The 26,945-nt window shown below is 70.6% G+C and carries 26 protein-coding genes, 1 tRNA gene and 1 pseudogene; 12 read left to right on the top strand and 16 right to left on the bottom strand.

All coding sequences use genetic code 11. The annotated features are described in order from the left end of the window. Positions 1–47: 47 nt before the first annotated feature. The gene (locus LX16_RS13935) at positions 48–1,007 is read left to right on the top strand and encodes a hypothetical protein (RefSeq protein ID WP_147138903.1); all 960 of its coding nucleotides are present in this window, start codon (positions 48–50) and stop codon (positions 1,005–1,007) included. Between the two features lie 9 nt (positions 1,008–1,016). On the opposite strand, the gene LX16_RS13930 is transcribed toward LX16_RS13935, so the two are convergent. Next, positions 1,017–1,598, bottom strand: coding sequence for a CGNR zinc finger domain-containing protein (locus LX16_RS13930; protein ID WP_211354506.1), 582 nt, complete (start codon positions 1,596–1,598; stop codon positions 1,017–1,019). A 21-nt stretch (positions 1,599–1,619) separates the two neighbouring features. Between LX16_RS13930 and LX16_RS13925 the strand changes: the two genes are divergently transcribed. Together LX16_RS13925 and LX16_RS13920 are read left to right on the top strand one after the other, a co-directional pair. Next, positions 1,620–2,051, top strand: a complete 432-nt coding sequence (locus LX16_RS13925; protein WP_147138901.1) for an SRPBCC domain-containing protein — start codon at positions 1,620–1,622, stop codon at positions 2,049–2,051. Between the two features lie 118 nt (positions 2,052–2,169). After that, positions 2,170–2,907: a VIT1/CCC1 transporter family protein gene (locus LX16_RS13920; protein ID WP_147138900.1), complete on the top strand. Its 738-nt coding sequence runs from the start codon at positions 2,170–2,172 to the stop codon at positions 2,905–2,907. Between the two features lie 46 nt (positions 2,908–2,953). Here LX16_RS13920 and LX16_RS13915 read toward each other — a convergent pair whose 3' ends face one another. Both LX16_RS13915 and LX16_RS13910 read right to left on the bottom strand, forming a co-directional pair. Continuing rightward, positions 2,954–3,784, bottom strand: a complete 831-nt coding sequence (locus LX16_RS13915; RefSeq protein ID WP_147138898.1) for a dioxygenase family protein — start codon at positions 3,782–3,784, stop codon at positions 2,954–2,956. A gap of 395 nt (positions 3,785–4,179) precedes the next feature. Continuing rightward, positions 4,180–5,040 carry a helix-turn-helix transcriptional regulator gene (locus LX16_RS13910; protein ID WP_147138896.1) on the bottom strand — a complete coding sequence of 287 codons (861 nt, stop codon included), beginning with the start codon at positions 5,038–5,040 and terminating at the stop codon, positions 4,180–4,182. Between the two features lie 274 nt (positions 5,041–5,314). On the opposite strand from LX16_RS13910, the gene LX16_RS13905 reads away from it, so the two are divergent. Further along, positions 5,315–6,466 (top strand): beta propeller repeat protein, encoded by a 1,152-nt coding sequence (locus LX16_RS13905; protein ID WP_147138895.1) that lies wholly within the window; start codon positions 5,315–5,317, stop codon positions 6,464–6,466. 6 nt (positions 6,467–6,472) lie between these two features. On the opposite strand, the gene LX16_RS13900 is transcribed toward LX16_RS13905, so the two are convergent. Continuing rightward, complete coding sequence (locus LX16_RS13900) at positions 6,473–7,279, bottom strand: TIGR02569 family protein (RefSeq protein WP_147138894.1); 807 nt, start codon at positions 7,277–7,279, stop codon at positions 6,473–6,475. Positions 7,280–7,424: 145 nt separating this feature from the next. Beyond that, positions 7,425–7,952 (bottom strand): GbsR/MarR family transcriptional regulator, encoded by a 528-nt coding sequence (locus tag LX16_RS13895; protein ID WP_147138892.1) that lies wholly within the window; start codon positions 7,950–7,952, stop codon positions 7,425–7,427. A gap of 87 nt (positions 7,953–8,039) precedes the next feature. Here LX16_RS13895 and LX16_RS13890 point away from each other — a divergent pair, with 87 nt between their 5' ends. From LX16_RS13890 to LX16_RS13875, 4 genes are all read left to right on the top strand, one after another. Beyond that, positions 8,040–8,942 (top strand): ABC transporter ATP-binding protein, encoded by a 903-nt coding sequence (locus tag LX16_RS13890; protein WP_147138891.1) that lies wholly within the window; start codon positions 8,040–8,042, stop codon positions 8,940–8,942. Continuing rightward, the gene (locus tag LX16_RS26615) at positions 8,939–10,528 is read left to right on the top strand and encodes an ABC transporter permease (RefSeq protein WP_158645593.1); all 1,590 of its coding nucleotides are present in this window, start codon (positions 8,939–8,941) and stop codon (positions 10,526–10,528) included. The genes LX16_RS13890 and LX16_RS26615 overlap by 4 nt, the downstream gene beginning before the upstream one ends. A 220-nt stretch (positions 10,529–10,748) precedes the next feature. Then, entirely contained in the window at positions 10,749–11,603 is an 855-nt protein-coding gene (locus tag LX16_RS13880) for an SDR family oxidoreductase (protein ID WP_147138889.1), read from the top strand. Positions 11,604–11,674: 71 nt separating this feature from the next. Further along, positions 11,675–12,172, top strand: coding sequence for a bleomycin resistance protein (locus LX16_RS13875; protein ID WP_211354505.1), 498 nt, complete (start codon positions 11,675–11,677; stop codon positions 12,170–12,172). Here the strand turns inward: LX16_RS13875 and LX16_RS13870 are convergent. Further along, positions 12,097–14,472: a transglycosylase domain-containing protein gene (locus LX16_RS13870; protein ID WP_244615823.1), complete on the bottom strand. Its 2,376-nt coding sequence runs from the start codon at positions 14,470–14,472 to the stop codon at positions 12,097–12,099. The two genes, LX16_RS13875 and LX16_RS13870, sit on opposite strands and share 76 nt — an antisense overlap. 142 nt (positions 14,473–14,614) lie before the next feature. Then, positions 14,615–15,472, bottom strand: a complete 858-nt coding sequence (locus tag LX16_RS13865) for a hypothetical protein (protein ID WP_147138886.1) — start codon at positions 15,470–15,472, stop codon at positions 14,615–14,617. 826 nt (positions 15,473–16,298) lie between these two features. On the opposite strand from LX16_RS13865, the gene LX16_RS13860 reads away from it, so the two are divergent. After that, positions 16,299–16,814, top strand: coding sequence for a hypothetical protein (locus tag LX16_RS13860; protein WP_147138884.1), 516 nt, complete (start codon positions 16,299–16,301; stop codon positions 16,812–16,814). Positions 16,815–16,921: 107 nt separating this feature from the next. Here LX16_RS13860 and LX16_RS28260 read toward each other — a convergent pair whose 3' ends face one another. Both LX16_RS28260 and LX16_RS13855 read right to left on the bottom strand, forming a co-directional pair. Further along, on the bottom strand, positions 16,922–17,155 hold the full coding sequence (locus LX16_RS28260; protein WP_425304434.1) for a proprotein convertase P-domain-containing protein: 234 nt from the start codon (positions 17,153–17,155) through the stop codon (positions 16,922–16,924). Positions 17,156–17,329: 174 nt separating this feature from the next. Further along, positions 17,330–18,100: pseudogene (locus tag LX16_RS13855) on the bottom strand (endonuclease I family protein); the annotation flags it as partial. 302 nt (positions 18,101–18,402) lie between these two features. Here LX16_RS13855 and LX16_RS13850 point away from each other — a divergent pair. Together LX16_RS13850 and LX16_RS26610 are read left to right on the top strand one after the other, a co-directional pair. Continuing rightward, positions 18,403–19,062, top strand: a complete 660-nt coding sequence (locus LX16_RS13850; RefSeq protein WP_147138882.1) for a hypothetical protein — start codon at positions 18,403–18,405, stop codon at positions 19,060–19,062. Between the two features lie 367 nt (positions 19,063–19,429). Next, positions 19,430–19,588, top strand: a complete 159-nt coding sequence (locus LX16_RS26610; RefSeq protein ID WP_158645591.1) for a hypothetical protein — start codon at positions 19,430–19,432, stop codon at positions 19,586–19,588. 463 nt (positions 19,589–20,051) lie between these two features. Here the strand turns inward: LX16_RS26610 and LX16_RS13845 are convergent. Further along, positions 20,052–20,127 (bottom strand) — tRNA-Lys (locus tag LX16_RS13845). Between the two features lie 235 nt (positions 20,128–20,362). Between LX16_RS13845 and LX16_RS13840 the strand changes: the two genes are divergently transcribed. Further along, complete coding sequence (locus LX16_RS13840) at positions 20,363–21,166, top strand: alpha/beta hydrolase (RefSeq protein WP_147138879.1); 804 nt, start codon at positions 20,363–20,365, stop codon at positions 21,164–21,166. Here LX16_RS13840 and LX16_RS13835 read toward each other — a convergent pair. From LX16_RS13835 to LX16_RS13815, 6 genes are all read right to left on the bottom strand, one after another. Further along, entirely contained in the window at positions 21,141–21,944 is an 804-nt protein-coding gene (locus tag LX16_RS13835; RefSeq protein WP_147138877.1) for a TrmH family RNA methyltransferase, read from the bottom strand. The genes LX16_RS13840 and LX16_RS13835 overlap by 26 nt on opposite strands. A gap of 106 nt (positions 21,945–22,050) precedes the next feature. After that, on the bottom strand, positions 22,051–22,524 hold the full coding sequence (locus LX16_RS13830; RefSeq protein ID WP_147138875.1) for a hypothetical protein: 474 nt from the start codon (positions 22,522–22,524) through the stop codon (positions 22,051–22,053). Positions 22,525–22,744: 220 nt separating this feature from the next. Continuing rightward, positions 22,745–22,888, bottom strand: coding sequence for a hypothetical protein (locus tag LX16_RS26905; protein ID WP_170283861.1), 144 nt, complete (start codon positions 22,886–22,888; stop codon positions 22,745–22,747). Positions 22,889–23,055: 167 nt separating this feature from the next. Beyond that, complete coding sequence (locus LX16_RS13825) at positions 23,056–24,237, bottom strand: trypsin-like serine peptidase (protein WP_211354503.1); 1,182 nt, start codon at positions 24,235–24,237, stop codon at positions 23,056–23,058. A 233-nt stretch (positions 24,238–24,470) separates the two neighbouring features. Then, complete coding sequence (locus LX16_RS13820; protein ID WP_147138873.1) at positions 24,471–25,940, bottom strand: MFS transporter; 1,470 nt, start codon at positions 25,938–25,940, stop codon at positions 24,471–24,473. A gap of 68 nt (positions 25,941–26,008) precedes the next feature. Then, the gene (locus tag LX16_RS13815) at positions 26,009–26,911 is read right to left on the bottom strand and encodes a LysR family transcriptional regulator (RefSeq protein WP_147138871.1); all 903 of its coding nucleotides are present in this window, start codon (positions 26,909–26,911) and stop codon (positions 26,009–26,011) included. Positions 26,912–26,945: the final 34 nt, after the last annotated feature.

Below are 26,945 nucleotides of genomic sequence, written 5' to 3'. Positions count from 1 at the left end.
CCGGACCGTTCCAGGCACTCGACGACTCGGCAGAGCGGAACTTAGACATGGTGCTGTATGAATTCCTGTTCCAACTCGTCACCGGGACGCTGATCACCGGGGCGTTGGGAATCGGTGTCGCCGAGGCGTTCGCGGTGGTCTCCACGCAGGTCAGTCTCGCCGACCGCACCGGTGCCGTTCACCGGGTCTTCATGGCCGCTATGTTCCTGCTCGCGTCGGTCGTGGCGACGGCGGGAACCCTGCTGGTGATCCTGATCGTCCACTTCGTCCTCGACACCGATCCGCCCGGCTTCGGTGTCATGCTGACCCGCGCCGTCGCGACCGGGCTCGTCGTCGCCGCGGTCGCCGTGTTCGGTACCGCGATCCGTTACCACCGGCTGTGGCGGGACATCCTGGACCTGGAGATAGACGGCCACATCAGCGCCGACACGCTGCGGCTGTTCAGCCGGATCAACGCCGCGCCCTTCGCGCCGGTGGCGGTGCTGACCGGTTTCGTCGTGGCGGGCTGGCCCGCCATGGACCGGCCGATACACGTCCAGCTCGGTAGTTTCCTCGGTCTGTTCGTGGGATCCGGCCTGGCCGCGTACGCCCTGGCGGCGCGATACCGGCGGGCGAACCTGATCAGCCTCGTCATCGGCATCCTGCTGCGCCCGGATTCACCGGCGCGGCGGGCGGTGTGGACGACCACGGGCGACAACCGCGCGCTCACCACCCTGCGTCGAGGCATCCTGCGGCTGGCCCCGATGTCGGGGCGGTCCAGCGGCGTCACCACCCGATTGGGCGAGGCGTTGCGCCGCTACGAGTCCGTGGACGCCGCCGCCCTGTGCGATCGGCGGCTCCGCCCGCATCTGGACGTGCTGCTGCTGGACTCGCTGCCCCTGCTGCTGGATCCGGGGGAGCCCGATCAGGGCCGCACCGAGAAGGCCGTGGACACGGCGCTGCGGGCACTGGACGGTCTCGGCGCGGAGACCGGTTCCGTGCGCCTCCCCGCGCCGCCGACCGGCTGACTCCCGGGTTCAGCCCGCGGTGGAGTCCGCCCTCCGGGTGCGGCGGGCCTGCATCTTCACCCGGTTTCCGCAGCGCCGCATGGAGCACCAGCGGCGGCGGCCGGGCCGCGAGTTGTCGACGAATATCAGGCGGCAGTTCTCCCCGCCGCACATCCGGAAACGGTCCAGGTCTCCCGAGAAGGTCTCGACCGCGTCACGCGCGACGACCGCGAGAGCACTGTGGACCGGCCAACCACCTTCGGGTACCGCCGGGACCAGTTGGGGCGGAATGTCGGGTCCTGCGGCGAACACGTCGATGACGGCGGACGCCTCGGCGTCGGCGTCGGCGACTCCGACGTGGTGGCGTGCGGCGGCGACCACCGCGGCACGCAGCCGGCGGGCTTCGGCGAGGTCGTCCGGGCCGGCCTCGGTCACCCCGGGGTGTACGTGGTCACGAAGCCACTCCGTCAGATCGCCGGCCTCGTGCAACTGTTCCCAGACCGGTTCGTTCCAGCCGAAGTCGCCGGTGTAACCGAAGTCGAGTGACAGCGTGCCCGCGTCGAAGTGCCAGCGGTGGCCGTCGGGGGCGGTGAGAATCTGTCCCGAGATCACGACACCGATTATACTGGTGTCATGACGACACCGACACGGCCCACCGGACTCACCGCCGACGCCGGTTGGCAGATGGGCGTCCGCCGGACGGTTCCCGCCGACCTCACCGACACGTGGCACTACCTGGTGGGCGAGGGCCTGCCGGTCTGGCTCGGCGACACCACCACGCTGCCGACCGAACGACACGCCGCCTACTCGACCGCCGACGGCGTCACCGGTGAGGTCCGGGGGTACACCGAGTACCGCCGCATCCGCCTGACATGGCGGCCACGCGACCTCGACCACGACACCACGCTCCAGATCACGCTCATACCCGCCGCGACCGGCACCACCGTCGCCTTCCACCAGGAGAGACTGCGGGACGCCGCGGAACGTGAGGCGATGCTGGCGCACTGGCGGGAGGTGGCCGGCCGCATCGACCGGGCACTGCGGCCCTCCCGGAGCGGCGGGTGACATGGGTCGGCGGTGGCAGGGCTTCTAGACTGTCGGCGTCTGATCGGGGAGGGGCGTCCCACCTGGGACGACGACAACGCCACCACGCACTTTCGAACGTTCCGAGCCAGACAGTCCGATGTTCCAGGAGCTCTCACCCGACGCCATGACCACACCTCACGCCCACGAACCACACGGCGCCTCACTCGGCAGCCGCCTCAACTGGTTGCGCGCCGGTGTGCTGGGAGCCAACGACGGGATCGTGTCGGTGGCGGGCCTCGTCGTCGGCGTCGCCGGCGCGGACGCGGGCCACACCGCTCTGGCCGCCTCCGGCATCGCCGGACTGGTGGCCGGTGCGTTGTCGATGGCCGGCGGCGAGTACGTGTCGGTCAGCACGCAACGCGACACGGAACGGGCAATGGTCCGGTTGGAGGCTTACGAGCTCGCCACCATGCCCGAGGCGGAGGAACGCGAACTGGCCGACATGTACGAGGAGCGGGGACTGTCGCCCGAACTGGCGGCCAGGGTCGCCCGGGAGCTGACCGAACGGGACGCGCTGCGCGCCCACAGCGAGATGGAACTCGGCATCGATCCTGACGAGTACACCAATCCGTGGCACGCCGCCGGCGCGTCGAGCCTGTCCTTCGCGATCGGCGCGACGCTGCCGCTGGCGGCCATGACCTTGACGCCCGCCGGCTGGCGGGTGTGGGCGACGGCCGTGGCGGTCACCCTCGCGCTGGCGCTCACCGGGTACGTCAGTGCCCGCCTGGGCCGGGCGGGGAAGGGCCGGGCGGTGCTGCGGAACGTGGGCGTGGGGGTGCTGACCATGACGGTCACCTACGTCATCGGGACCCTGTTCGGCGTCGCCGTGGGCTGACCCGCCCCCACCCGAACCCTCCCATTGCCAAGCCGGTTCCCGTGGGTCAGACCGGCTGCCACAGGGCGGGCGTGTGGGGTGGTTCCCAGCCCGCCGTCGCGGTGTGCGCGATCCGGCACCGGTAGGTGACACCGCCGTAGGTGACCTCGTCGCCCACCCGGTAGGAGGTGCCGGCGCGCCAGCTCCCACCCGTGGGCGGCGGTTCGGTCCCCGGGTCCTGCGGGACGTTCAACACGAAGTCGAAGGTCGCCTCGCGCCCGCCGCCGGCACTGTGGACGGTCATCAGCAGTCTCGGATCGAACAGCGCGTCGGTGTTGTTGCGCGGCTCGTTCGGGAAGTAGAGCTGCGTGGTGAGGATCGGCCGGCCGGGGGCCTGGGCCTTGACGTGGATGTGACGGGTCCTGCCCGGGTACAGGCCGGGGACGATCGTCGTCAGGTGGAACGCGCCCTGCGAGTCCGTGTACTGGTGGCCGCGGAACCGGTAGGTGACGTTGTCGTAGGCACCGCCGTTGTCGGCGAGCCAGAAGTCGAGCAGGACACCGGAGATCGGTTGGCAGGCCAGTCCGAACACATACCCGGCCACGGTCAGTCGGGTGCCCGGCCCGTCGACCAGGCTGGACCGTTGCGGCGAATTGGGTTTGAAGTACGGCCCCTCCATCTGCGGCGGCGTCGGGTCGTCGCCGTCGTCGCACTCCGGCGTCACCTCCAGCGGACCGGTGGTGGCGCCGTCCTGCCCGGCCATGGCCATCGGGGCGGTCGCGGCCATGATGAGGGGGGCGGGCAACGCCACCATCGCCGCCTTCAGCAGCTTCTTGCGGGTTATCCCGGTCTCGGTGGCCTGCTCCGGCTCCGGCCGGTCGGCTGCGGGCTCGGTCATCGTGTGCTCCTTCTCGTGTGACGGCGGTCGGGCCGGTGGTCGTCGCGGCGCGCCCGGCCGCCGGTGGGCGGGGGACGGGGAACCCGACGGGTCCCGGGGTACCGCCTCCGGGACCCGTCGGCCCATTCGCCCGGCATCCGCACCCGCGACCGAACGGCCACGGCGCACGGACCGAATCTCCCGGCGGGTGTCGGCGGCGGCGACGTGACCACCGCCGGCACCCGTCCGCGGCGTCCACGCCCGGTCACTCCGTCGTCCCGGGGGCGCCCGGGCGACCGGGGTGAGCCGGTCGTCCGGGCGTGTCCCCGGACCGACGCCGGTAGCGGACGCTGCACTCGACGTTATGCGTCACATAGAGAAGAGTCGATGGACTTGCTTCGGGTGTCGTGGTGATTTCACCCGACGACGCGGCGGAAACCGGTCGGCGTCATACCGGTCTCGCGGCGGAAGAACCGGCAGAAGTAGGCGGGGTCGGCGAATCCCAACCGCCGGGACACCTGGCCGACGGTCAGATCGGTGCCGCCGAGCAGCCGCCGCGCCTGGAGGATCCGGGACTCCCTGATGAGCTGCCCGGGGGTGCGGCCCGTGACCGTCTTGACCGCCTCGCACAGGTGACCCGCCGAGACGCCCAGCCGGTCGGCGTACTCCCGCACCGACTCGGGCGGCCCGTCACCGTCCGCCAGCAGCCGGGAGAACCGCTGCGCCACCGAGCCGTCGTTCTCGCGACCGCCCGACGCCGCACCGGCGACCCGGGTGGCGCGCACCAGCAGGACGTGCAGGAACGCCTGCATCACGCTCACGAAGTCGGATCCGGCGGCCCGGTGCTCGGCCTCCATCTGGCCGAGCAGGCTGTCGAGCTGGCCCGCCTGGGCGGTGGTCAGCGCGAGCCAGGGCCGGTGCGCCAGTCGCCGCCAGATCCGCCGGTCGGCGGGCCGGGCGATGAAGAACGCCTCGGAGAACAGCAGTACCCGGCCACGCAGACCGGTGACGTCCCGCCAGTAGTGCACCTGCCCCGGGGTGATGAGGCCCAGGTGCGGCGGGCCGAGCCGGTGCCGGTCGAAGTCGATGACGTGTTCGCCGCGTCCGCCGGTCACCAGGACCACCTCGTAGAAGGTGTGCCGGTGCGGGTACTCGGCGCGCGACTCCGGGCCTATCGAGTCGAAGTCGCCGACCGCGACCGGGACCGTGTCGGGGCGGGGCACGCAGAGCCGGTGCAGCGGCACCGGGTCCGGGGGGAGCAGGGTCGCCGTGGTCATGTGTGTACCTCGTGTGAAGCGCCGGACTTCGGTGGTCGCCGGTCGTGGACCCGGGACCGGAACAACCTCTTAAGATGCTTAACGGTTTCGGTGCGGTGTGTCAAGCAGCACATTCCCGCCCGGAGTCACCCGTCGCGTCGCGACGCTACGTCGGCGGAACCTCACCCGGGCAACCGGTTCGCCGCCGCCCACCGGCGACGACGCCGGTCCGTGGCGCCTTCGTGGCCGCAACCCGGGCACGCCGGGGCCCACCGGAAGCGAATAGGCTCGGCGGGTGCCCTCCGCAAGACGCGTGTCCATCGGCCCGGTCGCCGTGGTCTGCGGCGTGCTGACGGCACTCACCGGATGCGCCGCCTCGACGGAGGAGCCCACCGCCGAGGTCGCCACCGTCGTGGCCGCCGAAGGCTGGGTGGGCCACGTCCAGGCCCTCACCACGGCCGGGGCCTCACCGGTCGCGCAGGTCGGAGACGTCGTGGCCGACCCGGCCGGTTGCCTGACCGTCGTGGGCACCGACCACCGGGGACAGAGCCAGGTGGGGAAGGTCTGGACCGCCGCCCGCGACTGCGCGCAGTTCAGCGGACAGTGGCAGGCGACCACCGACATGGACCCCGGCACCAGCCTCGCCGACGTCATCGCCCTCGACGACGGCACGCTCCTGGCCGTCGGGAACGGGCTCGACAAGACCGACAAGCAGACCGCCGGGCTGGTCGCCCACCGCGACGGCGACGGACGGTGGAAGGTGACCGCCCGCCTGGCGCGCGACGGCAGCAGCCAGGCCGCGCTGGCGATCTCCCCCGCCGGTGAAGGGCTCGTGATCCTCGGGGCGCGTGACGGCGCCGCCGCCGCGTGGCTCGCCGGCGACGCCGGGGAGGCGTGGCGGCCGGTCGACATGCCCTCACCGCGCGGATACGACACGACCGACGCCCGCCGGGTCGCCGCCGCCTCCGACGGGACCCTCGTCGCCGCCGGCCACGGCACGTCGGCCTCCGGCGGGACGGCGTTGTTGCTGTGGCGCTCCACCGACGACGGCGAGACCTGGGAAGCGGCCTCGAACGGGGCGGTGCCCGGGTTCCGGCTCACCACCCTGCTCGCCCACCCCGGCGGGTTCCTCGCGCTCGGCTCGGACGAGTCGGACGCGACCGGGAGGGCACTGTCCTCCACCGACGGCGTCGAATGGACACCGGTGGACCCCGAGGGGGCGGGCGCGTTGACCGCCGGGGTGACGACGGCCGCGGGGGACGTCGTGGTCACGGTGGAGTCGCCCACCGCCCGCGACTGCCCCGTCACCGGTCTGCGCTGGCGAGACGGCGACTGGTCCGACTACCCGATGCCGTGCGCGGCCGGTGGCCAGGCCCGGGGCACGGTACTCGCGGACGGCCGGATCGCCTTCCTGGTGGGCGACGAACTGTGGATCCGCGACCGGTGACCGGGCTCAACCGCCCCGGGCCGCCAGGAGGGTGGCCAGGTCTCCGTGTACCCGCCGTGATTCGGCCGAGGCCCGCCCGTCCGGTGCTCGCAACAGGTCGGTGGCGTATCTGAAGGCGAGCGCCCGGCGCAACATCTGCGGCCAGGCCGGCAACCGGGACCACCGGTCGATCACGCCGGTGTCGGCGTCGTACCAACACCGGGCGTCGACGACCGCGACAGCGGCGGCCCACTCCACCGGGCGCCAGTACGGCGGCCAGTCGATGACGGCGGGTGGCAGCCCGTCGGCGTAGAGCAGGTTGCCCAGCAGGTCGGGATGCACCGCCTGCGACGGCAGCCGCACCGGGCGGCAATCGGCGAGGATCGCGTCGAGCAGCGGGTCGGCCATGGGGGCGGGTTCCTCTCCCCAGGCGATCCGGTCGGCGCGGCTCCACGGGTCGTCTCGCAGGTCGAGGAACCCGGGGCGGTCGATCCGCCGCAGTGCCGCGTGGAACGCGAGTCCGGTGGCGACGGCGTCGTCCACCCGGTGCGGATCCTCGCGGCCGCGCGCGACGTGCCAGCCCTCCCAACCCCCGTGGACCCAGTCGGTGCCGTCCCCGGTCGTCGCCGGAACCGGGCGGGCGACCCGGAAGTCGGCGGTGTCGGGCAGTTCGGCGAGGACACCGGCCCGCCAGCGCGTCTCGGCGGGATTCCACGTCGGTTTCAGGATCACGTCATCGGCCCGCCAGGTGACGCCCTGCCCTCCCGTCACCGGCCGGGCCGTACCGGTGGCATCGAAGGCGCGGAGCACCTCGGCGGGCGGTGGTGTCGTCATGGCGGGAGGCTACCGGCGAGGTGGTGAAGCGGTCCATCCCGTTTCGTGCGGTGATACGCGAAACCCCGGGGCGGTCTGCCCCGGGGCGGTGGAGTGCCGAGTGAGTATGGCAATACATCGATCCATCAGCTCGGCGGCCGATGCGTCAATGTGCCGTCACATCATCGACGTGCGGCGACGACACCGGCGGGTCCTGGCGGCTCTCGGTCCAGCGTTCCATGAGGATCGGCATCTGGTCGTGGATGAAGCGGTAGAAGTCGTGCACGTCGCCCAGCCGCTTGCCGGCCACGGTGTCGGGTCCGCCGACGGCCTCGACGCCGTTGCCGGCCGCGTCGGCGAGTTCCTTGAACCGTCCGCTCTTGAGCAGGCTCAGCGTGTACCAGTCCTGTTCGGCCACGCGGTACAGGTCGCGGCGTGAGTTCGGCACGGACTCCCGGATCAGGAATCCGATGTGGGTCAGGTACTTGAGTGCGTTGGAGATCGCGGCGGGGCTGGCTCCCAGGCGTTCGGCCAGGTCGGCGGCGGTGAGCGCGTCCTCCTCGGCGGCGAGTTCCGCCGCCATGACACGTGCCGCCATCCGGGGAAGGCCGTAGTCGGCCATCATGGCGGAATAGGTCTCGATGAATCCGCGTACGGCGGTCTCGTCGCGGGTGGCCGGTGCTGTTGCGGACATGATCTCGCTCTCCCTCGTCGGCTTGGAAGCGATTTTACGTGCCGGTGAATATTCACAAACTTGTGAAACTAGTGTAGCTTGAAAAGCATGGAACACGCCATAACCACGAAGAACCTCGCCAAGCGGTTCGGCTCCACCCACGCCCTCGACGGCCTGAACCTGCAGGTGGCGAAGGGAGAGGTACACGGCTTCCTGGGTCCGAACGGCGCGGGGAAGTCCACCACCATCCGCATCCTGCTCGGCCTGCTCCGCGCCGACTCCGGCGAGGCGCGTCTCCTCGACGGCGACCCGTGGCGCGACGCCGTGACACTCCACCGCCGCCTCGCCTACGTCCCCGGCGACGTGAACCTGTGGCCGAGCCTGTCCGGCGGCGAGGTGATCGACCTGCTCGGACGCCTCCGAGGCGGCCTCGACCCCAAGCGGCGCGCCGAACTGCTCGACCGCTTCGACCTCGACCCCCGCAAGAAGGGACGCACCTACTCCAAGGGCAACCGCCAGAAGGTGGCCCTGGTCGCCGCCCTGGCCAGCGACGTCGAACTCCTCCTGCTCGACGAACCCACCGCCGGACTCGACCCGCTCATGGAGGCGGTGTTCCGGGAGTGCATCGTCGAGGAACGCGACCGGGGCCGCACCGTACTGCTGTCCAGCCACATCCTGTCCGAGGTGGAGGCGCTGTGCGACCGGGTCAGCATCATCCGCAGTGGCCGCATCGTCGAATCCGGGACCCTCACGCAACTACGCCATCTGACCAGGACCTCCATCCGCGCCGAACTCACCGGCTCCCCCGACGGCATCGCGGACCTCCCCGGCGTCCACGACCTCGTCGTCGAGGGCGACCGGGTCAGCTTCGAAGTCGACACGCCACGGCTCAACGACACCCTCACCCGGCTCGTCGGCATCGGCGTCGCCGGCCTCACCAGCCGACCCCCCACGCTGGAGGAACTGTTCATGCGCCACTACTCCGACGACGTCGCCGGAGCCGGGAAATGACCTCACTCACCGGCACCGGCGGACTCATCCGGTTCATCCTGCGGCGGGACAGGTTCCTGCTGCCGGTGTGGATCGTCTTCTTCGGCGCGATACCCGCCGCCCTGGCGCCGGGCATCACCGAGGTGTGGCCCACGCAGGCCGACCGGGACGCCGCGGTCGGCCTCATCGAGAACACCCCCGCCTTCACCGCCCTGCTGGGCCGGGTGTTCGACTCCAGCATCGGCGGACTGGTCGCCTGGCGGGGCAGCATGATGCCCGTCCTACTGGGCATCGTCACCGCCGTGACCGTCATCCGCCACACCCGGACCGACGAGGAGGCCGGCCGCCGGGAACTGCTCGGTTCCACCGTCGTGGGCCGGCAGGCCGGCCTGACCGCGGCCCTCGTCGTCGTCACGCTCGCGAGCCTGGCGACCGGCGCGCTCGCCGCCGCCAGCATGATCGGACAGGACGAGGCGGTCGCCGGCTCGCTGCTCCTCGGCGCGCAGTACGCCGCCGGAGGTGTCGTCTTCGCCGCGGTCGCGGCGGTCTGCGCCCAGCTCACCAGGGGCGCCGGCAGCGCGAGGGGCATGTTCTTCCTCGTACTGGGCGCCGCGTTCGCGCTGCGGATGACCGGCGACCTCGATCCCGACGCCACCTGGGCGACCTGGGCGAGCCCCGTCGGGTGGCTCCAGCAGCTCCAGCCCTACGCCGACGACGACTGGGCGGTCCTCGCGCTTCCCGCCGCGGCCACGCTGCTGCTCACCGCCGCCGCGTTCCTGTTGCAGTCCCACCGCGACGTCGAGGCGGGAGTACTGCCCACCCGGCTCGGCCGCGCCGAAGCCGGACCCGGCCTGTCACACCCGACGGGACTGGCGTGGCGGTTGCAGCGGGCCGGCCTGTTGGGGTGGTCGATCGGCTTCGCGGCGCTCGGGCTGATGCTCGGTTCCATGGTCGACGGCGTCCAGGACATGCTCGACAGCAGCGAGTTCATGCAGCAGGTCATCATGCAGATGGGCGGCAGCGACGAGATCACCGAGGCGTTCATCGCCTCGATGCTGGGAATCCTCGGACTCGTCGCCGCCGGGTACGGGATCCAGGCCGCGTTGAAACCGCGTGCCGAGGAGACCGGCCTGCGCGCCGAACAGCTGCTCGCCACCGGTGTGAGCCGGCTCGGCTGGACCACCGGTCACCTGCTGTTCGCGTACCTCGGGCCGGCGGTCGTGATGGCGGCCGGAGGCGTGACCATGGCACTGTCCTACGGCGCCGTCGTCGACGACTTCGGGACCGCGGTCTCACAGGTCGCGGCGGGACTGGCCGTGCAACTCCCCGCGATCTGGGTCCTGACCGGACTGGCCGTCCTGCTGTTCGGCCTGGCGCCGCGCCTGCTCGGCCTGACCTGGGTCGCGTTGACGCTCTGCCTGGTGTTCGGCCAACTCGGGGCCGCCCTGCGCCTGCCGCAGTGGGCGCTCGACCTGTCGCCGTTCACCCACATTCCGCAGATACCGGGAGAAGACCCGCGTCTCACCCCGGTGCTGTGGCTGGTCGGTGTCGCGGCGGCCATGACCGTCGCGGGACTGGCCGGATTCCGTCGCCGCGACGTCGGCTGAACGGTACGGGCGGGACCGTCGCGGCGGTTCCGCCCGTACCGGACCGGGGGTCGCGTCGCGGGCAATTGCGCCGAGCCGCGACCAAACCCGGCGCGATGGGTGATCCTGGTTGCTGGGTGGTCCCGCGTCGCGGCGCTTCGACGGCGGGCGGCGGAGCCACCGAGGGGGCACGACACCGGGTGGGGTTTCAGCAGTCAGTCGTCACATGGGGAGGTCCAGCATGATCGTCGTCACCGGAGCCTCCGGCCGGCTCGGCCGGCTAGTCGTCTCGCAGCTCATCGCGAGGGGGGTGGCCGCGGGCGACATCGTGGCGACCGTCCGCAATCCCGCGCGGGCGGTCGCGCTGTCCGACCTGGACGTCAGGATCCGCCACGCCGAATACACCGACCCCGACAGCCTCCGGACCGCCTTCGCCGGCGCCGACCGCATCCTGTTGATCTCCTCAGACTCGGCGCGGAACCGGTTCAACGAACACCGCAACGTCGTCACCGCCGCCGTCAACGCCGACGTGGAACTGTTCGCCTACACGAGCATGTTGCGCGCCGACCAGTCCGGGATCGGCCTGGCCATCGACCACCGGCGCACCGAGCAGGCCGTCGCCGCCGCCGGACTGCCGGCGGTCATCCTGCGCAACGGCTGGTACCTGGAGAACTACACCGACAACCTGGCCACCGACCTGGCCACCGGCGTCCACCTGGGCAGCGCCGGAGACGGGCGGGTCGCCGCCGCGTCCCGCCGGGACTACGCCGAGGCCGCCGCCGTGGTGCTCTCCGGCGACGGGCACGCGGGCGCGGTCTACGAACTGGCCGGCGACCTCGGATTCACCATGAACGAACTGGCCACCGAGGTCACCCGGGTGAGCGGGAAGCCCGTCATCTACTCGGACCTGTCCTCGTCCGAGCACGTCAAGCGGCTCGTCGACGCCGGGGTCCCGGAGTCGGCCGCCGAGCTGTACGCCGACTGGGACGCGGGCATCGCACGCGGCGACCTCGACGTCGTCGGGCCGCAACTGCACCGGCTCATCGGACGCGACACCACCCGGTTGTCCGAGGCGATCTCGTCGGTCCTGGTGTGACGGTCCGCGGCGGCCCGGACCGGGATCCCGGATCCGGTGTCCGCGCAGGCGGAGGCGCCTATGGTGGGTACATGGTGGAGTTCACGTCAGCGGTACCCATCCTGCCGGTCGAGGACCTCGAATCGGCGTTGACCGACTACAGCCGGCTCGGTTTCACCGTGACACCGCACGAGGGCGGCGACTACGCCTACGCGCGGCGCGGTCATGTCGCGCTGCACCTGGCGAAGGTGCCCGAGACCGATCCGGCGCGCTCGCAGGTGGCCGTCTACCTGTACGTAGACGACGCCGACGCGCTGTGCCGCGAGTGGGAGGGCGGTCCCGGTCAGCTCATCGCACCGACGACCACGGGCTACGGGATGCGCGAGGGCGCCTTCATCGACGGCGACGGGAACCTGATCCGGTTCGGTTCGGCGGTGCCCGCCGAGGACGAGGAGGCGCCGGCGCAGAAGCCAGCACCGGCGCCGAAGCGCCCGGCCCGGCGGCCCGTACGCGGTCAGAAGAAGTCCCGCCGCGCCGACGACCGCAAGACCGAACCGGCGGCGTCGGCGACGCCCGGCGCGTCCGGCTGACCGGCTGAGAGCTCCTTGATGTGATTGGAGCTATAAGAGACGGCCTCTAAGCCCGTCTGTCGCCTTCCGAACAGGCCCGGGAGGTCGCCGGGTGGTCCGCCCGGGTTTCCGGGGTCGTCCGGCCCGCCGGGTTCGACGGGTTCGGTGGGATCCTCGTCGTCCCCGGTGTCGCCGGGGTCGGTGGTGTCGTCACCCGGTCCGTCACCGGGTTCGTCCCCGTCGCCGGGCGGCTGACCGATCCCGGTGTTGAAACCGTTGCCGACCAGTTCCTGTGGCGGCGTGAACTCACCGGACGGGTCGGCCCGCCAACCCGCCGCCAGGACCTGCGCCGACACGTTCGTCGGCATCGACGTCATCCACGGCTGCAGCAGGTTGCCCGGGTCGTCGGGGTCGGCCATGAAGGACGCCACGGCCAGGTTCGGGGTGAACCCGGTGAACCACGCCGTCGAATCGCCGTCGGTGGTGCCGGTCTTGCCCGCGACCGGGCCTCCCACGATTCCGGCGACCTGACCGGCGGTGCCGCCGGCGCAGGCGCCCGAGGCGGCCCCGTAACCGGTGGTGCAACGGGCGGCGTCGACGGCGGCGCGGGCGACATCGGGTTCCAGAACCTGCTCGGTGCGCGGCTCGGGGGTGACGTCGGCGCCGTTGAAGTCGCGCAACTCGGCGATCGGCGTGGGTTCGGCGTACTCACCGTCGGCGGCGAGCGCCGCGTACGCGGCGGCCATCTGCAACGGGGTCACCGACGCGACGCCGAGGGTGAACGAACCCCAGTCGACGGCGGCCGCCGCCTGGGTGCGGTCCACGTCGGTGGTCCATTCCAGGCCCAGCCGCTCCGCCATCTCGACGGCCTTGTCGGCGCCGACCCGTTCCTCCAACTGGACGAAGTACGTGTTGACGGACCGTCCGAACGCCGTCCACATGTTGTGCGTGCCGGTCATGGAGGTGTTGTCGTTGCTGGGGCACCAGTAGACGCCGCACGAGGAGGTCCCGCCGCCGCCGAAGTACTGGGAGGTGTAGCGATGCGGTGAGTAGATCGCGGTGTCCAGGTTCATGCCCGCTTCCAGCGCGGCGAGCATCGTGAACATCTTGAACGTGGAACCGGCCTGGTAACCGTGGAAGTCGCTGCCGCCCGACAGCAGCGGGTTGGTGGTGTTGGGGTAGTTCCCGTCGCCGTTGTCCTCGGTGTCGGCCGAGTAGTTGCGGTTCACCGCCATCACCTTGACCTGGCCGGTTCCCGGCTCGACCACGACCGAGCCCAGGGCGTACGGCGAGTCCTTCGGCTGCTGCGCGGCGATGGCGTCCTCCGCCGCCTTCTGCAGTCCGACGTCGAGTGAGGAGACGATGTGGTAGCCGCCGCCGTTGAGCAGCGCGAGCCGTTCCTGGACGGTGGAGCCGAACTGCTCCTGCCGTGACCACCAGGATTCGAAGTAGTCGGCGAAGAAGCCGTACTCGCTGCCGTCGGCTCCCGAGTCGCCGGGGAGGGTGCCGGGGTGGAGCGGCAGCGGCGTGGCGGCGACCTCGGCCGCCTCGGCGGCGTCGATCGTGCCGACGTCCACCATCCGGTCGAGCACGTAGTCGCGGCGGTCCTTGGCGGCCTCGGCGTCGCCGCTGATCGGGTCGTACTCGCTGGGCGACTGCACCAGGCCCGCCAGGGTGGCGGCCTCGTTGAGGTCGAGCTCGTCGGCGTTCTTGCCGAAGTACACCCGGGCCGCGGATCCGACGCCGTAGGCGCCGTGCCCGAAGTAGACGGTGTTGAGGTAGACGGTGAGGATCTCGTCCTTGGTCATCGCCTGCTCGACGGCGAGCGCGTACCGCATCTCGCGGAGTTTGCGGTCCGGAGAGGTCTCGATGGCCGCCTCGGCCTCGTCGGGCGACTCGGCGGTGTACACCAGCACCTGCCGGACGTACTGCATGGTGATGGTGGAGGCGCCCTCGGTGACCTCTCCCGACGAGAAGTTCGACACCAGTGCGCGCACGATGCCCTTGGAGTCGACGCCGTTGTGTTCGTAGAAGCGGGCGTCCTCGGCGGCCACGATCGCCTGTTTGAGCACCTCGGCGATGTCCTCGGAGTCGGAGTTGATCCGGTACTGGTCACCGAAGGTCGCGATGACGGTCTCACCGTCGGAGGCGTAGAGGGTGGACGCCTCCGGCACCCGGGGAAGCGTGAAGTCGGCCGGCAGTGAGGTGAAACCGTCGGCGCCGGCCTTCAACGCCAGCCCCGACACCCCCAGCAACGGCAGGAGGCCGAGCGCGGCCACCATCCCGGTGATGACCGAGAGGCGGCCGAGTCTCCACAGCACACGCCTCCGTGACCGCCCCGTACCCGACCGTTCCGACGCCGACACCGCGTCACCTGCCCTACCCAAATCGTCACCTCCGCGCACCACCGTACGTGGATGAGACGCCGCCCCCCGAACGCCAGGTTGGCGGTGGTGTGCGGTGTCACCAGGTCATCGCCAGCGCCCCCAGCCAGATTAGCAACGGTCCCGTCACGCTCACTCCCAGTGCCCCCAGGCGGCGGCGCCCCGTGAAACGCCACGCCCCGGTGACCCCCGCGACTCCGAAGCCGCATCCGACGACCATCGCCAGTCCCAGTGCCCAACGCAGTACCAGGCCGGTGTCGTCCCCGATGTAGACGGCGTGGGACTCCCGTGAGACCGCCAGTGCCGCGACGGTCTCGCCGGGGCGTTCGGCCCGGCTGTCCCCGGTGATCCGCATGGCGGGCACCGAGTCGCCGCCCCCCTCGGGCGCGAACCGCCCCTCGCAGCGCGGCGCGAATCCCTCGGCCTCGCAGCGCTGCACGGTGACCCGGCCTTCGACGTGGTGACCCACCGACATCCAGAACGGCGCGGCCGACACCCAGCTGAAGAAGGCGGCGACACCCGCCAGCAGGATGACCGCCGGGAACACCAACAGCGGTGAACGTGGCGGCCGGGCGGGCTCACCCGGCGGGCGACGCGCCCGGGGCGACGGCGGTCGCGGCGTGGCGCGTTCGTCGGCGGACTCCCACATGGCGTGGATCCGGCCGACCGACTCCGACGGTTCGGCGGCCCGCTGTTGCGGGGCCTCGCTCGCGGGAAGCGGGCTCGGTGTCCCGAACAACGCGGGCAGCGCCGCCGGCGGCGGTGCCGCCTCACCGGTCGGCGTGTCGGGCCGTAGCGGGCGGGCGGGACGGGTGCGTGAGGGCAGCTCGGCGGGCGGCGGCACCTCCGGCCGTCTCGGTGGCCTCGTCTCGGCGGCCGCCTGTTCCGGCGGCCATTCGCCGGGCGGGCCACCCGGTGAACCGGTCATGTCTGACATTCCGGTATTGCACACCCTCCACGGCCGCGGCGGCGGGATTCGGCACGTCCGGGCGTGGCCCGATATGAGCGCGACACGCTGCGGGAATTGCGCGGGAAACGGTTTCTGTTCCCGGTGATTCCGGTATCCCGATAGGACTTCCCCGATTCCCCGACGCGAATATCCTTCACGGGAATTCCACGAGGGAATACGGTACGTCGGTACTGTTAAGGCGCCATTCCCGGAACCACCGAGCGCGAGGCCGTTCGCCGCCCCCACCTGCTGCTTCACCCGCCACGCACGCGGGCCGCCGGGTGTCCGTCGCATTGTGATTCAATGCAGACAAGGGATTCACCATGGCGCGCATTCACGCCGATGAATTGCGGGCTATCGTTTATCCTCTGATCGCCCGGAACCCGGTCGGCGACGGCCGTTTCCGGACCGGTGCGCGCCGCTGCGCCGCCCGGGAAAGGGCGACCCCCTATTCGCAGTAGGGGGCCGCCGGCGGAGGCCGGGCGGCGGTGTCCACAACTGACAAGGGACGGAGGCTGTCGGAGATGTACGGATCGCCAACGCCGAACGCCGCCTGGCCTCAGCTCGTTAAACGACGCTACCCGGTATCACGACACGCGGACCGGTCAGCCCCGGGCTCGTGAGCGGCCGGACGAGCCCGTGAACCATCACATTCCACACGAATCACTCCGACCGAGAACGGCTGCCCTACAAGGCATCCCGCCCAACAGGCGATCCACGGACCGAATCGTTAATTCAATGATTTCCCGCAATCCGGCACACCACCCGTCGCAGCGGGCGGTGTCGCGTCGCCGGAGACGACTGACAGTGAGGAATGACGACCATGGCCGAGGCCGGGTTGATCCTGATGAGCGGTCTACTGTTGACGGTGGTCGCGCCGTCACTCCGCCCGCTCGTGTGGCGGTGGTTCTGGAACCACCATCGCACCGCCCCCGACGAGGGTTACCGGAACTGGTGGCGGGTGCACCGGCCGGTGTACGACGACGCCCACGACCTGTTGGACCGATTCGACGCACTGCTCACACAGGCGTGCCGCCGCCCCGCCGGGCAACCGGGAGACCTGGCCGTCATGATCGCGGACCTGTCGGTGATCGTGTGCAAATCGGACCAGTGGCACGTAGACGCGGTGAACCTGCGCCGGTTCCACGATCTGCTACACACCTTCAACTCCACGATCTCGGGACCCGTGCGGTTCAGCGCCGACCGGGTGCGCTGGCACCGGCAGGGCGTCGCGGCGGCCCAGGCGCTCGCGCTCATTCCGGGGGTGCGCGACGAGATCGAGCGGCAGTGGGGGCCGGGCGCGTGGCAGGGTTTCACACCGGCCGTCTGATGCGGGGCTCCGCCGCGGCGTCGAGGGTCCCGCGTACCGGGGTGGCACGCGGAACCCTCGATGCCGAGGAACGACGCACGGCGGGACGACGGGTGCGCCGACGACCGCTACGCCAGGTCGAGACTCCACGAGTCGATGGTTCCCGTGTTGCCGGAGGCGTAGTCCTTGACGCTCAGCGTCCAGGTGCCGTCACCGTCCTCGGTGTCCAGATCGACCGTGTACGTCTCCGACAGGTTCGCGCCGGAGTCGCCGTTCCGCTTGAGCACGTAGTACGAGCCGTCCGGGGCGTACAGGTAGATCGACAACTCCCCGCGATCGGGATGCGTGATCTCGACGCTCACCGTGCTCGCGCTGGACGCGGCACCCGGACAACCGGAGACCGCGATGTCACTGGTGACGATGCGGTTGTCGCCGATCGGGGTGGACTCGGTACTCGTGCCACCACACTCGGCGGGCGGATCGGTCGGGTCCGTGGGCGGATCGGTCGGGTCCGTGGGTGGGTCCGTCGGGTCGCCCCAGATCGCGTCCACCCACTCGGGGTGGTCGATGAACGGGTTCCGGTTGTGCTGGAACCGGTCGAAGATCACCTCGTTGCGGTTCTTCTCGAAGGCGTCCGGCGGGTCGGACCGCGACCAGTCCATCAGGACGGACAGCCGGCCGTGGAAGGGAGCGCTGCCGTTCTCGACGTCGTCGTTCGGCTCCAGGTCCGGATGGCTGTCGTCACCCTCGTAGCGGACCGTCATGTACAGGATCATCCGGGCGACGTCGCCCTTGACCTCGTCACGCGGCTCGAAGGAGTCGCCGTCCCGGTAGTTGCCGGGAGCGATGTCGAGTTCCTCACCGCCGTTGTCGAAGTCGAGGTTGCCGCGTGAGGAGTTGACGTCCATGTCGGTGGGGCGCAGGTGATGCAGATCGGTGCCGGGGCCGATCGCAGTACCGAAGTCACCGTGGCTCTTGGCCCAGACGTGTTCGCGGTTCCAGTCGCCGCCGTTTGGTTCGGAGCGTCCGGTGTACAACAGGATGACGTTTCCGGAGGTGGCCGGGTCCGCGTCGGTGTAGGGGATCGCGGTCTTGACCTCGCTGTACGACAACGTCGTGTGGTCGTCGATGATGTCGTGCAGCGCGGCCTTGAGTTCCTGACCGGTCTTGCCCTCCGCGGGCGCGTAGTAGTCGGCGGGGGCGTCCGTCGTCTCGGCGGCGAACGCGATCGGCGCCAACACCATGGACGATCCGAGGACCAGGCCCGCCGTCAACGCCACCCCTTTACGGGTGAGTCGCATCGGCATCGGTTCCTTTCGGTGTGCGACACCCGAAGGTGCCATTGATGGATCCAGATATCGGCCAGCCTCACAGCAAAAGGGTTTATGCCGCCATAGACGAACGAACGATGCCGCATAGGACGAACGGCCGACTACCCGGTCCGCGCACAACAGTCCACAACGGAGGACACCTGGCCACGCACCACCCGGTCGAACCCGGGCATGACCCGGCTCACACTCCGCACCGCGCCTCCCTCCACTGAGGCGTAACCCGGCCGGCACCCGCCGGCAACCCGCCCGATGTCGTACGGATCCGAGATCATCGAGTCGTGAAAGCAGAAGAATCCCCGTTCTCGCCGTACTGGTGGGGAACGGATCTGACCGCGGCGGACATCGAGGCCCGCCCCAGGATGGGCACGTACGGCCGCTACGGCTTCGGCGACCTACCGCCGGTGCCGTTCCCGATGACCGGTGACCTGAGCTGGCTCGCCGACCGGCCGGTATCCGACGAGTGGAGCGTCGCCGGCAACGCCTCTGAGTCGTTGCCGTCGCTGCGGGAGGCCTGCGCCCGTGCGGCGGTAACGCTTCCGCCCGCGTTCGACCGCTTCATGGCGACCTCGTCGCTGCAGAGACGCGTCAGGTCGAACACCGCGTGCTTCATCGACCTCGACACCGGCCCGGTCGCCTCGCCCGTCGGCGGCGGGCACCTGATCCGGTTCCTCTCCGACCAGCAGGGCTGCCTGTTCTGGTACCTGCATGACACCGAAGGCGGTGACCACGCCGTGGTGTGCTCCCCCGACTTCCACGGCACCGACGCCGAACCCGGTCCGTGTGACCCGGAGGCGATCTGCTTCTGCGCGGAGACGTTCGAGGTGTTCCTGTGCCGATTCTGGTTGGAGAACGAGGTCTGGTTCGCCACGACCGACGGCACCCCGTTGCCCGACGTGGCCACTGAGTACATCGCCCGATACCGCGAGGTCTCGGCCTGAGTGTGGACGGAACGTCCCGCCACGGTGAACGGCGACGCGGTGGCGCGACGAAGAAGTCGTGTCCACGGGACGGCGGCACCCCGCGTCGGCGGCGACGTTCCGTGACGGGATTCGTTGTGGCACGGGACGAGTAGAGTCGCGCGCGGTGTGGACCGAGGAACGCCGATCGCCCACGGCACCAGGTCACCGGACCGGACCGTCTCGACCGGCGAGCCTCCGACGTCCCCACCACGCCTATGCCCCACGGTCGTGGGACGTGGCGAGTCCCCCGTGCCCACGAGGGATCCCCGCCCGTCCATCTCCCCCGGGAGACGACCTCGACGGCGTGAAACCCGGCCGGAAGGCCGACGACAGAAAGGTTCCCAGAATGAAGTTGATCAACCGGATCGCCGACCGCGCCCTGGAGCGCCTCGCCCCGCAGACCACCGCGGCGGCCGACACCTGCTGGTGGGCGGTCTGCTCCGAGAACTGCTGGAAGCGCTGCTGCACCAGCACCGGCTGCAGCAAGGTCTGTGTGTGCATCTAGTCCGGCGAGGGTGAGTCCGCCCGGATCTCACCGCGCGGGTTCCCCTCACCGGCGTGGCCTGCGGCGCCCGCACCGTCGGGTCGAACCACTCGCCGATACGGCCACGCCCATTTGAGCCGATCTCGCGCCGGCGCCGACCGGCACGAGATCACGCGCATTCAGCCCCGTGGACGGGATCGACTCCCGTTCACGGGGCCTCGTCGTGCCTGGCGGGGCGGTTGGCCCGGTGGCGGGCCGCCGCGACCGAGCGGGACCGGCGTCAGCCTCCGTCATCCGGCCCCCGCCGCCAGTCGCATCCAGGCCGGGCGGAGTGACAGGAGCCGAACGAACGACGGACCGATCGGGCACGTACTGGGCACAGCCACCCGGATGACACCGCGCCCAACCGGACTCGGCCGTACACGACATGACGCCCACCTACCGGTGAATGACCTGGTAGATGGGCGTTCTTCGTGCTCACATCTGGTAGGCCCCCCGGGGCTCGAACCCGGAACCTACGGATTAAAAGTCCGCAGCTCTGCCAATTGAGCTAAGGGCCCTCGACCGGATAGCGTACCCGTCGCCCCCCTGCGGTGCGATCGGGTATCGGAGACGGCGTGCCGTCCGGCGGTGCGGTGATCGCCGTATCGGAGGCGAGAACCGCCCGCTGACGAGTCGCGTCGGCGGCTCCCTCCGCCACCCTCCCGGCCGGCCCGGCCGTGGCGGCGACGGGCGGGTCCCGCCTCGCGGCGGCGATTAGGCTGGGACGCCCGATTCACGAGAGAGGTGGCCGGCATGTCGCGGGAATGGAGCTTCGCGGGCGCGAGGGGTCAGATCACGGCGCGGGAGTGGCCGAACGGGTCGGCGCGGTACGTGGCGCTGCTCGTCCACGGCTACGGCGAACACATCGGACGGTACGAGTACGTGGCGGAACGGCTCGTCGCGCACGGCGCCGCGGTGTTCGGCCCCGACCATCAGGGGCACGGCCGGTCCGAGGGCGACCGGGTCGTCATCGAGGACTACGCGGACGTGGTCGCCGACCTCCACCGCGTCGACGAGTACGCACGGGAACGCCATCCCGGGCTCCCGGTGGTCCTCATCGGGCACTCGATGGGCGGCATGATCGCCGCCGCCTACGCCCAGCGGTATCGCGCCACCCTGGCCGCCCTCGTGCTGTCGGGTCCGGTGCTCGGTTCCTGGCGGGAGGCCACCTCCCTGCTGGACCTGCCGGAGATCCCGTTCTCACCCATCGACGTGTCCACCCTGTCGCGGGATCCGGAGGTCGGCGAGCGTTACCAGGCCGACCCGCTGGTGTGGCACGGCCCGTTCAAACGGCCGCTGCTGGCCGCGCTCGACCGGTGCCTCAAGCAGATCGACTCGGGTGGCCGGCTCGGTGACCTGCCGACACTGTGGGTACACGGTGAGGCCGACTCCCTGGTGCCGTTGCCCGCGACCCGCGCGGGCGTGGAGACGATCCGAGGCGACGACCTCACCGAACGGATCTATCCGGACGCGCGGCACGAGGTGTTCAACGAGACGAACCGGGACGAGGTCCTGACCGACGTCACCGGTTTCATCGACCGGGTACTCGCCCGTTGACGCGCGCCCTGGCGGCCTCGTACAGCACTATCGACCCGGCGGTGGCGGCGTTGAGGGAGCTCGCCGCCCCGCCGATCGGGATGCGCAGCATCACGTCGACGGCGTCCCGCCACTGACGGGACATCCCGGCGGTCTCGTTGCCCACGACGACGAGGGTCGGGCGGGTGAAGTCGTAGTCGGTCAGTTCGGTCTCGGCGTGCTCGTCGGTGCCGACGATCCGCACCCCGGTACCGGCCAGCCAGTCCGCGACCTGGCCGGAGGACTCGGCCCGAACGGTCGGGACCGCGAACACCGAGCCCGTCGAGGCGCGGACGGCACGCGGGTCGTAGGGGTCGGCGGCGTGTCCGGTGGTGAGGAAGGCGGTCGCGCCGAACGCGTCGGCGGACCGCAACAGGGTCCCGATGTTCCCGGGGTTGCCGGGGCGGTCGAACGCGACGCCGAGGAAGTCCGGCCCGGTGCCGAGCCGGTTCAGGTCGTCGGCGGGGAGCTTCACCACCGCCAGCAACTCGGGGACGGTCTCGGCCTTGTCGCCCAGTTCGGCCAGCAGGTCGGGGGCCACCGCGACCTGCTCGGCGTCGACCTCGCGCAGTGTCTCGCTCGCCCAGTTCGACAGGCGCGCCTGCGCGTTGTACAGCAGGGTCGAGAACCGCCAGCCGTTCGCGCGGGCGCAGTTGATGGGACGCACGCCCTGCACCAGCATCTCTCCGAGGCGTTGGCGTTTCGCGCGGTTGGTGAGGAGTGCCTGCCACTGCTGGAATCGGGCGTTCCGGGTCGTCATCCGCACTGCGTCACCCGCGGTCGCATCCGGCTGGTCCTTTCGTCGACGGTGGACGGCTCGCCCGGCCGAACCGGGCGAGCCCGAACCATAACCGGTGGGTGTGATGTCAACCGTGCCGGAGTGCGCCTCGCTCCGCCTCCGCCGGACGGGAACCGGCGAAGAACCGGTTCGACGCCGGGCTGAAGGTGACGACGAGGGCGGCGACGACGAGCAGTACGTGGGCGGTGCGCAGACCGGTGAAGCCGAGGGTCCAGGGGTCGGCGGCGGCGAGGAACGCGGGTACGGATCCACCGTCGAGCAGCCACCCGACCGGGCCGGCGACCATGGAGAGCGTCCCGAATCCCCCCACCAGCACGGCCACCGCGATCCGCAGCCAACCCGCTCCCGTACGCAGCCGCCAGGCCGCGAACGCGAGCAGGCCGTACACGGCGAGTCTGAGCGCGGCCTGGGCCGCGAGTCCACCGGCCTCTCCGGCGAGTGCCGCCTGCGTGACGAACAGCCCGGTCTCGGCGACGCCGGCGCCGATGGCCGCGCACCACAGTGCGACGGCGGTGTTCACCTTCGGGGGGACCTGGGTCATGTCGAATCCTCACCTCATGTCGTCGGTGTCGGTCACCGACGCATGAAGCCTGCCGTCCGGCGCGTCTCTCCACCTCCGGACGATTCCCCCGGATCTCCCTACATCTCCCCCTAAGAGGCTGTCGTCGATCCTGCTGTCCTGCTGCGCGACGAACGAGGACCACACTTCTTACGGAACGCTCCCGCGCACCGGTGCCCACTCCGGTGCGCGGGGCGCCGGGTCAGTGCCTGCCGCGCAGTCTGCCCGCCAGCCGCCGCAGTTTCCGCTGGTTCTCGGGCTTCTTCACGTAGTCCTGTGCCTGCCGGGTCATCTTCTGACCCTTCGGGCTGCGAAGGAACCGCTGGATCCGGTTCATCAGGGACATCTCGTCAACCTCCTGTCGTGGCCCGGAGCCGTGTGATTACCCCGCGGTGGGCCGTCTCAGTCACGCGCGTGGGCGTGTCGGCCGATGCTTCGCGGATACCGCCCCGGCCGGCACCGGGTTCTCCGGTGCCGGCCGGGCGATCGACGGATGCGCGAGTAGTCCGCACATCAGTTGCTGATCAACCCGGCGATCTCGGGATAGATCAGGCTCATGCGGGTACCGCCGTTGAGGCAGCCCCCGATTCTGTGCAGTGCGATCACCTTATGCGATGAACCGGCGATCACGGGAGATCCCGAGCTGCCGCCGGAGGTGTCGCACATGTAGCCGGTGTTGATCGTCAGGTACTGGACCTGGTCGATCTTGCAGTTCGCACCGCCTGATTGGACGGTCACGGAGAGGCGCTTGGGGGCGGCGTCTCCGTGGCCGGGGATGTAGATGCGCTCGTTGAGCACCGGCTGGCGGGTCTCCAGGTAGAGGGTCCCGAACCCGGTGATGCTGGAGAAACTGTTCACCGAGTAGAGCGTGTAGTCGAGTTGGGAGCTGGTCTTGTGCATCGTCGCCCCGGAGACCTTCGTGGGGGTCTTCGGGTTGTTGCCGCCGCAGGTGGCGCACTCGTAGTCGAACTGGGTCTCGCTGCCGGCGATGGCGGACTGGGTGGACATGCAGTGGTTGTTGGTGAGCAGGCGGTTGGTGTCGCCGACCCGGAACGCCGTGCAGGCGCTGCCGCCCATCAGGAGGCGTCCGACGGCGCGGGACCGCTGGTACTCGGTGGGGTGGCTCGACTGGTAGCAGATACTGTCCCGGCGACCCTCGACGCCGCACACCGATTCGATTCCGGGGTTGGCGGCCTCGTACTCGGCCTGGTCGTACCCGCGCCAGTATCCGTCGATCTGGACGCCACCGGGTTTCGCGTCCAGGTCGTCGTCGGCGCGGTGTATCTCCACGACGGCGGTGTCGCCTTCGATGGACAGGGCCGCGAACACGCCGTTCTCGTGCAGGGTGTAGTCGGAGTCGCCGTCGCGCCATCCTTCGCCGGGGGCGCCGTGGTACGTGTGGACCTCGACGCCTTCGGGGTCGGAGACGGTCAGGCGGTCGCCGGGTGCCAGGTCGAGACCGGCGAACCTGACCTTGACGTAGGTCGCTCCGGGGTGGTGGACGGTGATGCTCTGGTCGGTGGACCGGTATGACACGGTGGCGTCCCGGTCGACGAGTTCGCCGACCTTCTGCACCGTGAGTTCGGCTGATGTGGGGAGTGGACCGGCTTCGGCGGTGTCACCGCCGATTGCTCCGGTGACGGCCGTCAACAGCGCGAGTCCCATGAGGGCGCCCGCGACCCGTCGTGCGGTCATGCGTCATCCTTTCGGGCAGTTACATCCAAACATTCGGATGTATTATGTGTATGCTATTGCGACCGGTGCCCGGTAGGCAAGACCCGAAAGACGATTCCGCACACACATCGGCGACGGCGGGACACCGCACCCCCGAACGACCTGAGAAGTCGTCTTCGATCCCGCTGCTCTGCCGCGCGTCGACCGGTCGGCGCCTCGCGCCACTCGCGACGAACGAGGCCCGAAGCAGCCCCTCAGGACGCGTCGCGCTCCGCCCCGGCGACGCCCGGATCCAACTGCGGCGCGTTGTACGGGCACTGGGTACGCGCCGCCCGGTGCGCCGCCCACTTCGGATCCCGCACGAACACGACACCGATCAGCGCGCCCACCACGAACAGCACCGCGCACAGGGCGATCGCGATCTGGTACCCCAGCGCGAAGGCGAACGGATCCCGGTACGCCTCACCGTTCAACCCGGCCGCCAGCGGCAGCGCCGCCACCGCGAGCAGCCCCGCCGCCCTGGCGATCGCGTTGTTGATGCCACTGGCGACACCGGCGTGGGCGACGTCGGTCGCCGCCAGCACTCCCGCCGTCAACGGCGCCACCGTCACCGTCATCCCGACGCTCATCACCAGGACGCCCGGGAGCACCGCCGTCCAATAGGGCGCGTCGGCACCGACCCCGATCAACATGAAGACACCGACTCCCGCCAGCAACGGTCCCACGGTCAGCGGCCACCGCGGGCCGATCCGCTCGCCCAGCGCCCCCGCCCTGGCGGAGAAGGCCAGCATGAGGACCGTGAACGGCAGCATGGTGAGCCCGGCGGCCAGCGCCGAGTAGTCCGAGACGACCTGCAACTGCATCACGACGAAGAACATCACGCCGCCCAGGCCCGCGTACACGAAGAAGGTCACGGCGTTGATCGCGGTGAACTGCCGGTCCGCGAACATCTCGCCCGGCACCACCGGCGCCGCCGCGCGACGCTCCACGACGACGAAGCCGACCGCCGCGACGACCGCGACCACCGCCGCCACCCAGCCCAGCATCCCGGGCTGGACCAGCGCGAAGGTCAGGCCGCCCAGAAACACCGCCCCCAGCGTCGCGCCCGCCAGGTCGAACCCGCCGTCCCTGGTGGTGTCGCGGCTCTCCGGCACCCAGCGGACGGCCGCCCAGACGGTGGCGGCCACCAGCGGCAGATTGATCAGGAACACCAGGCGCCAGTCGACGGCGTCGACCAGCCATCCGCCCAGGAACGGTCCCGCGGCCGCGGCGACCCCACCCAGTCCCGACCACGCCCCGATGGCCTTGGCCCGGTCCTCACGGCGCAGCGACGCCTGGATGATCGCGAGCGAACCGGGGGTCAACAGGCCCGCACCGATGCCCTGCAAGAGTCGCGCCACCACCAGGCTCACGATTCCCGGTGCCAGGCCGCACAGCAGCGAGGCCACCCCGAACCACACGACCCCGATGAGGAACACCCTCCGCCGGCCGAACCGGTCACCGAGCGCCCCGCCGAGCAACACCACGGCCGCGAGCATGAGGGTGTATCCGTTGACGACCCACTGCAGACCGTCCAGTTCGGAGCCGAACTCCTCACCGATGTGCGGCAGGGCGACGTTGACCACGGTGCCGTCCAACAGTGCCACGCTGGAACCCAGCACCGCGGCGACCACGATGCCCCTCCCGGTGGTGGAATCCAGCCGGATTCCCGAATCGGCCGCCATGGTCAGCGACTCTATCGAAATCCCACCTCCACCGACCCGGTTCCGTCCGCACCGGCCGGGGCGGCGGGTCACTCCGGCGTCCGGGCGACCTCCTGCAGGACCTGGACCGTGGCGGCCACCGACGGCCGTGCCTCGGAGTCGGCGCGCCACGCCACCTGGATGTTGCGGCGCAGCGAATCCCTCACCGGGACCAGCACGACGCCCTCCGGGACCGGGTGCCTCCCGAGCCGGGGCGCGACCGCCACGCCGAGCCCCGCGGCCACGAGCGCGAGCTGCGTCTGGTGTTCACCGGCCGTGTGCGCGATGCGCGGCCGGAGTTCCATCGCGTGCAGAGTGGTCTCCAGCCATTCCCGGCACATCTCACCCTGCGGCCACGCGATCCAGGGCTCGGCGGCGAGGTCGGCCAGGTCCAGTTCCGCCTTGCCGGCCAACCGGTGGCCCGCCGGCAACGCCACGTCGATGAGGTCGGTCATGAGACCGATCCTGCGAAGCTCGGGTGACAACGCCAACGGCCTGGTCGCCCAGTCGAGCACCAGGGCGAGGTCCATGTCGCCGCGCTGGAGTTCCGTGACGGCCCACTCGGGCTCCAACTCCCGGAGGGAGATCGTCAGGCCGGGGTGGCGGCGGCGCAGCCGTGCGAGCGCCTGCGGCATGAGGCCACGCGCGGCGGTGGGGAACGCGCCCACGGTCAGCCAGCCGAAGGCGCTGCCCTGCTGTGCGGCGAGGTCGGCCTCGGCCTGCTCCATCCGGGACAGGATGTCCCGGGCGTGCTCGGCGAGCAGCCGCCCCGCGTCGGTAAGGCGCACTCCCCTGCCCTGCCGCACGACCAGTTCCTGGCCGACCTCGCGTTCGAGTTTGTCTATCTGCTGTGAGACGGCGGATGTCGTGACGTGCAGGTTCCGGGCGGCCAGGCCGACGGCACCGTGGTTGGCCACCGCCCACAACACCCGCAGTCGCTCCACATTCAACATTTAAGTGCTCCTACTCGGTCGCCGCCACACATTC

Source organism: Stackebrandtia albiflava (genome assembly GCF_007994225.1).
Taxonomy (GTDB): Bacteria; Actinomycetota; Actinomycetes; order Mycobacteriales; family Micromonosporaceae; genus Stackebrandtia; species Stackebrandtia albiflava.
The sequence above is the reverse complement of the archived record's forward strand: the minus strand, read 5'-3'. Positions and strand labels throughout refer to the sequence as shown.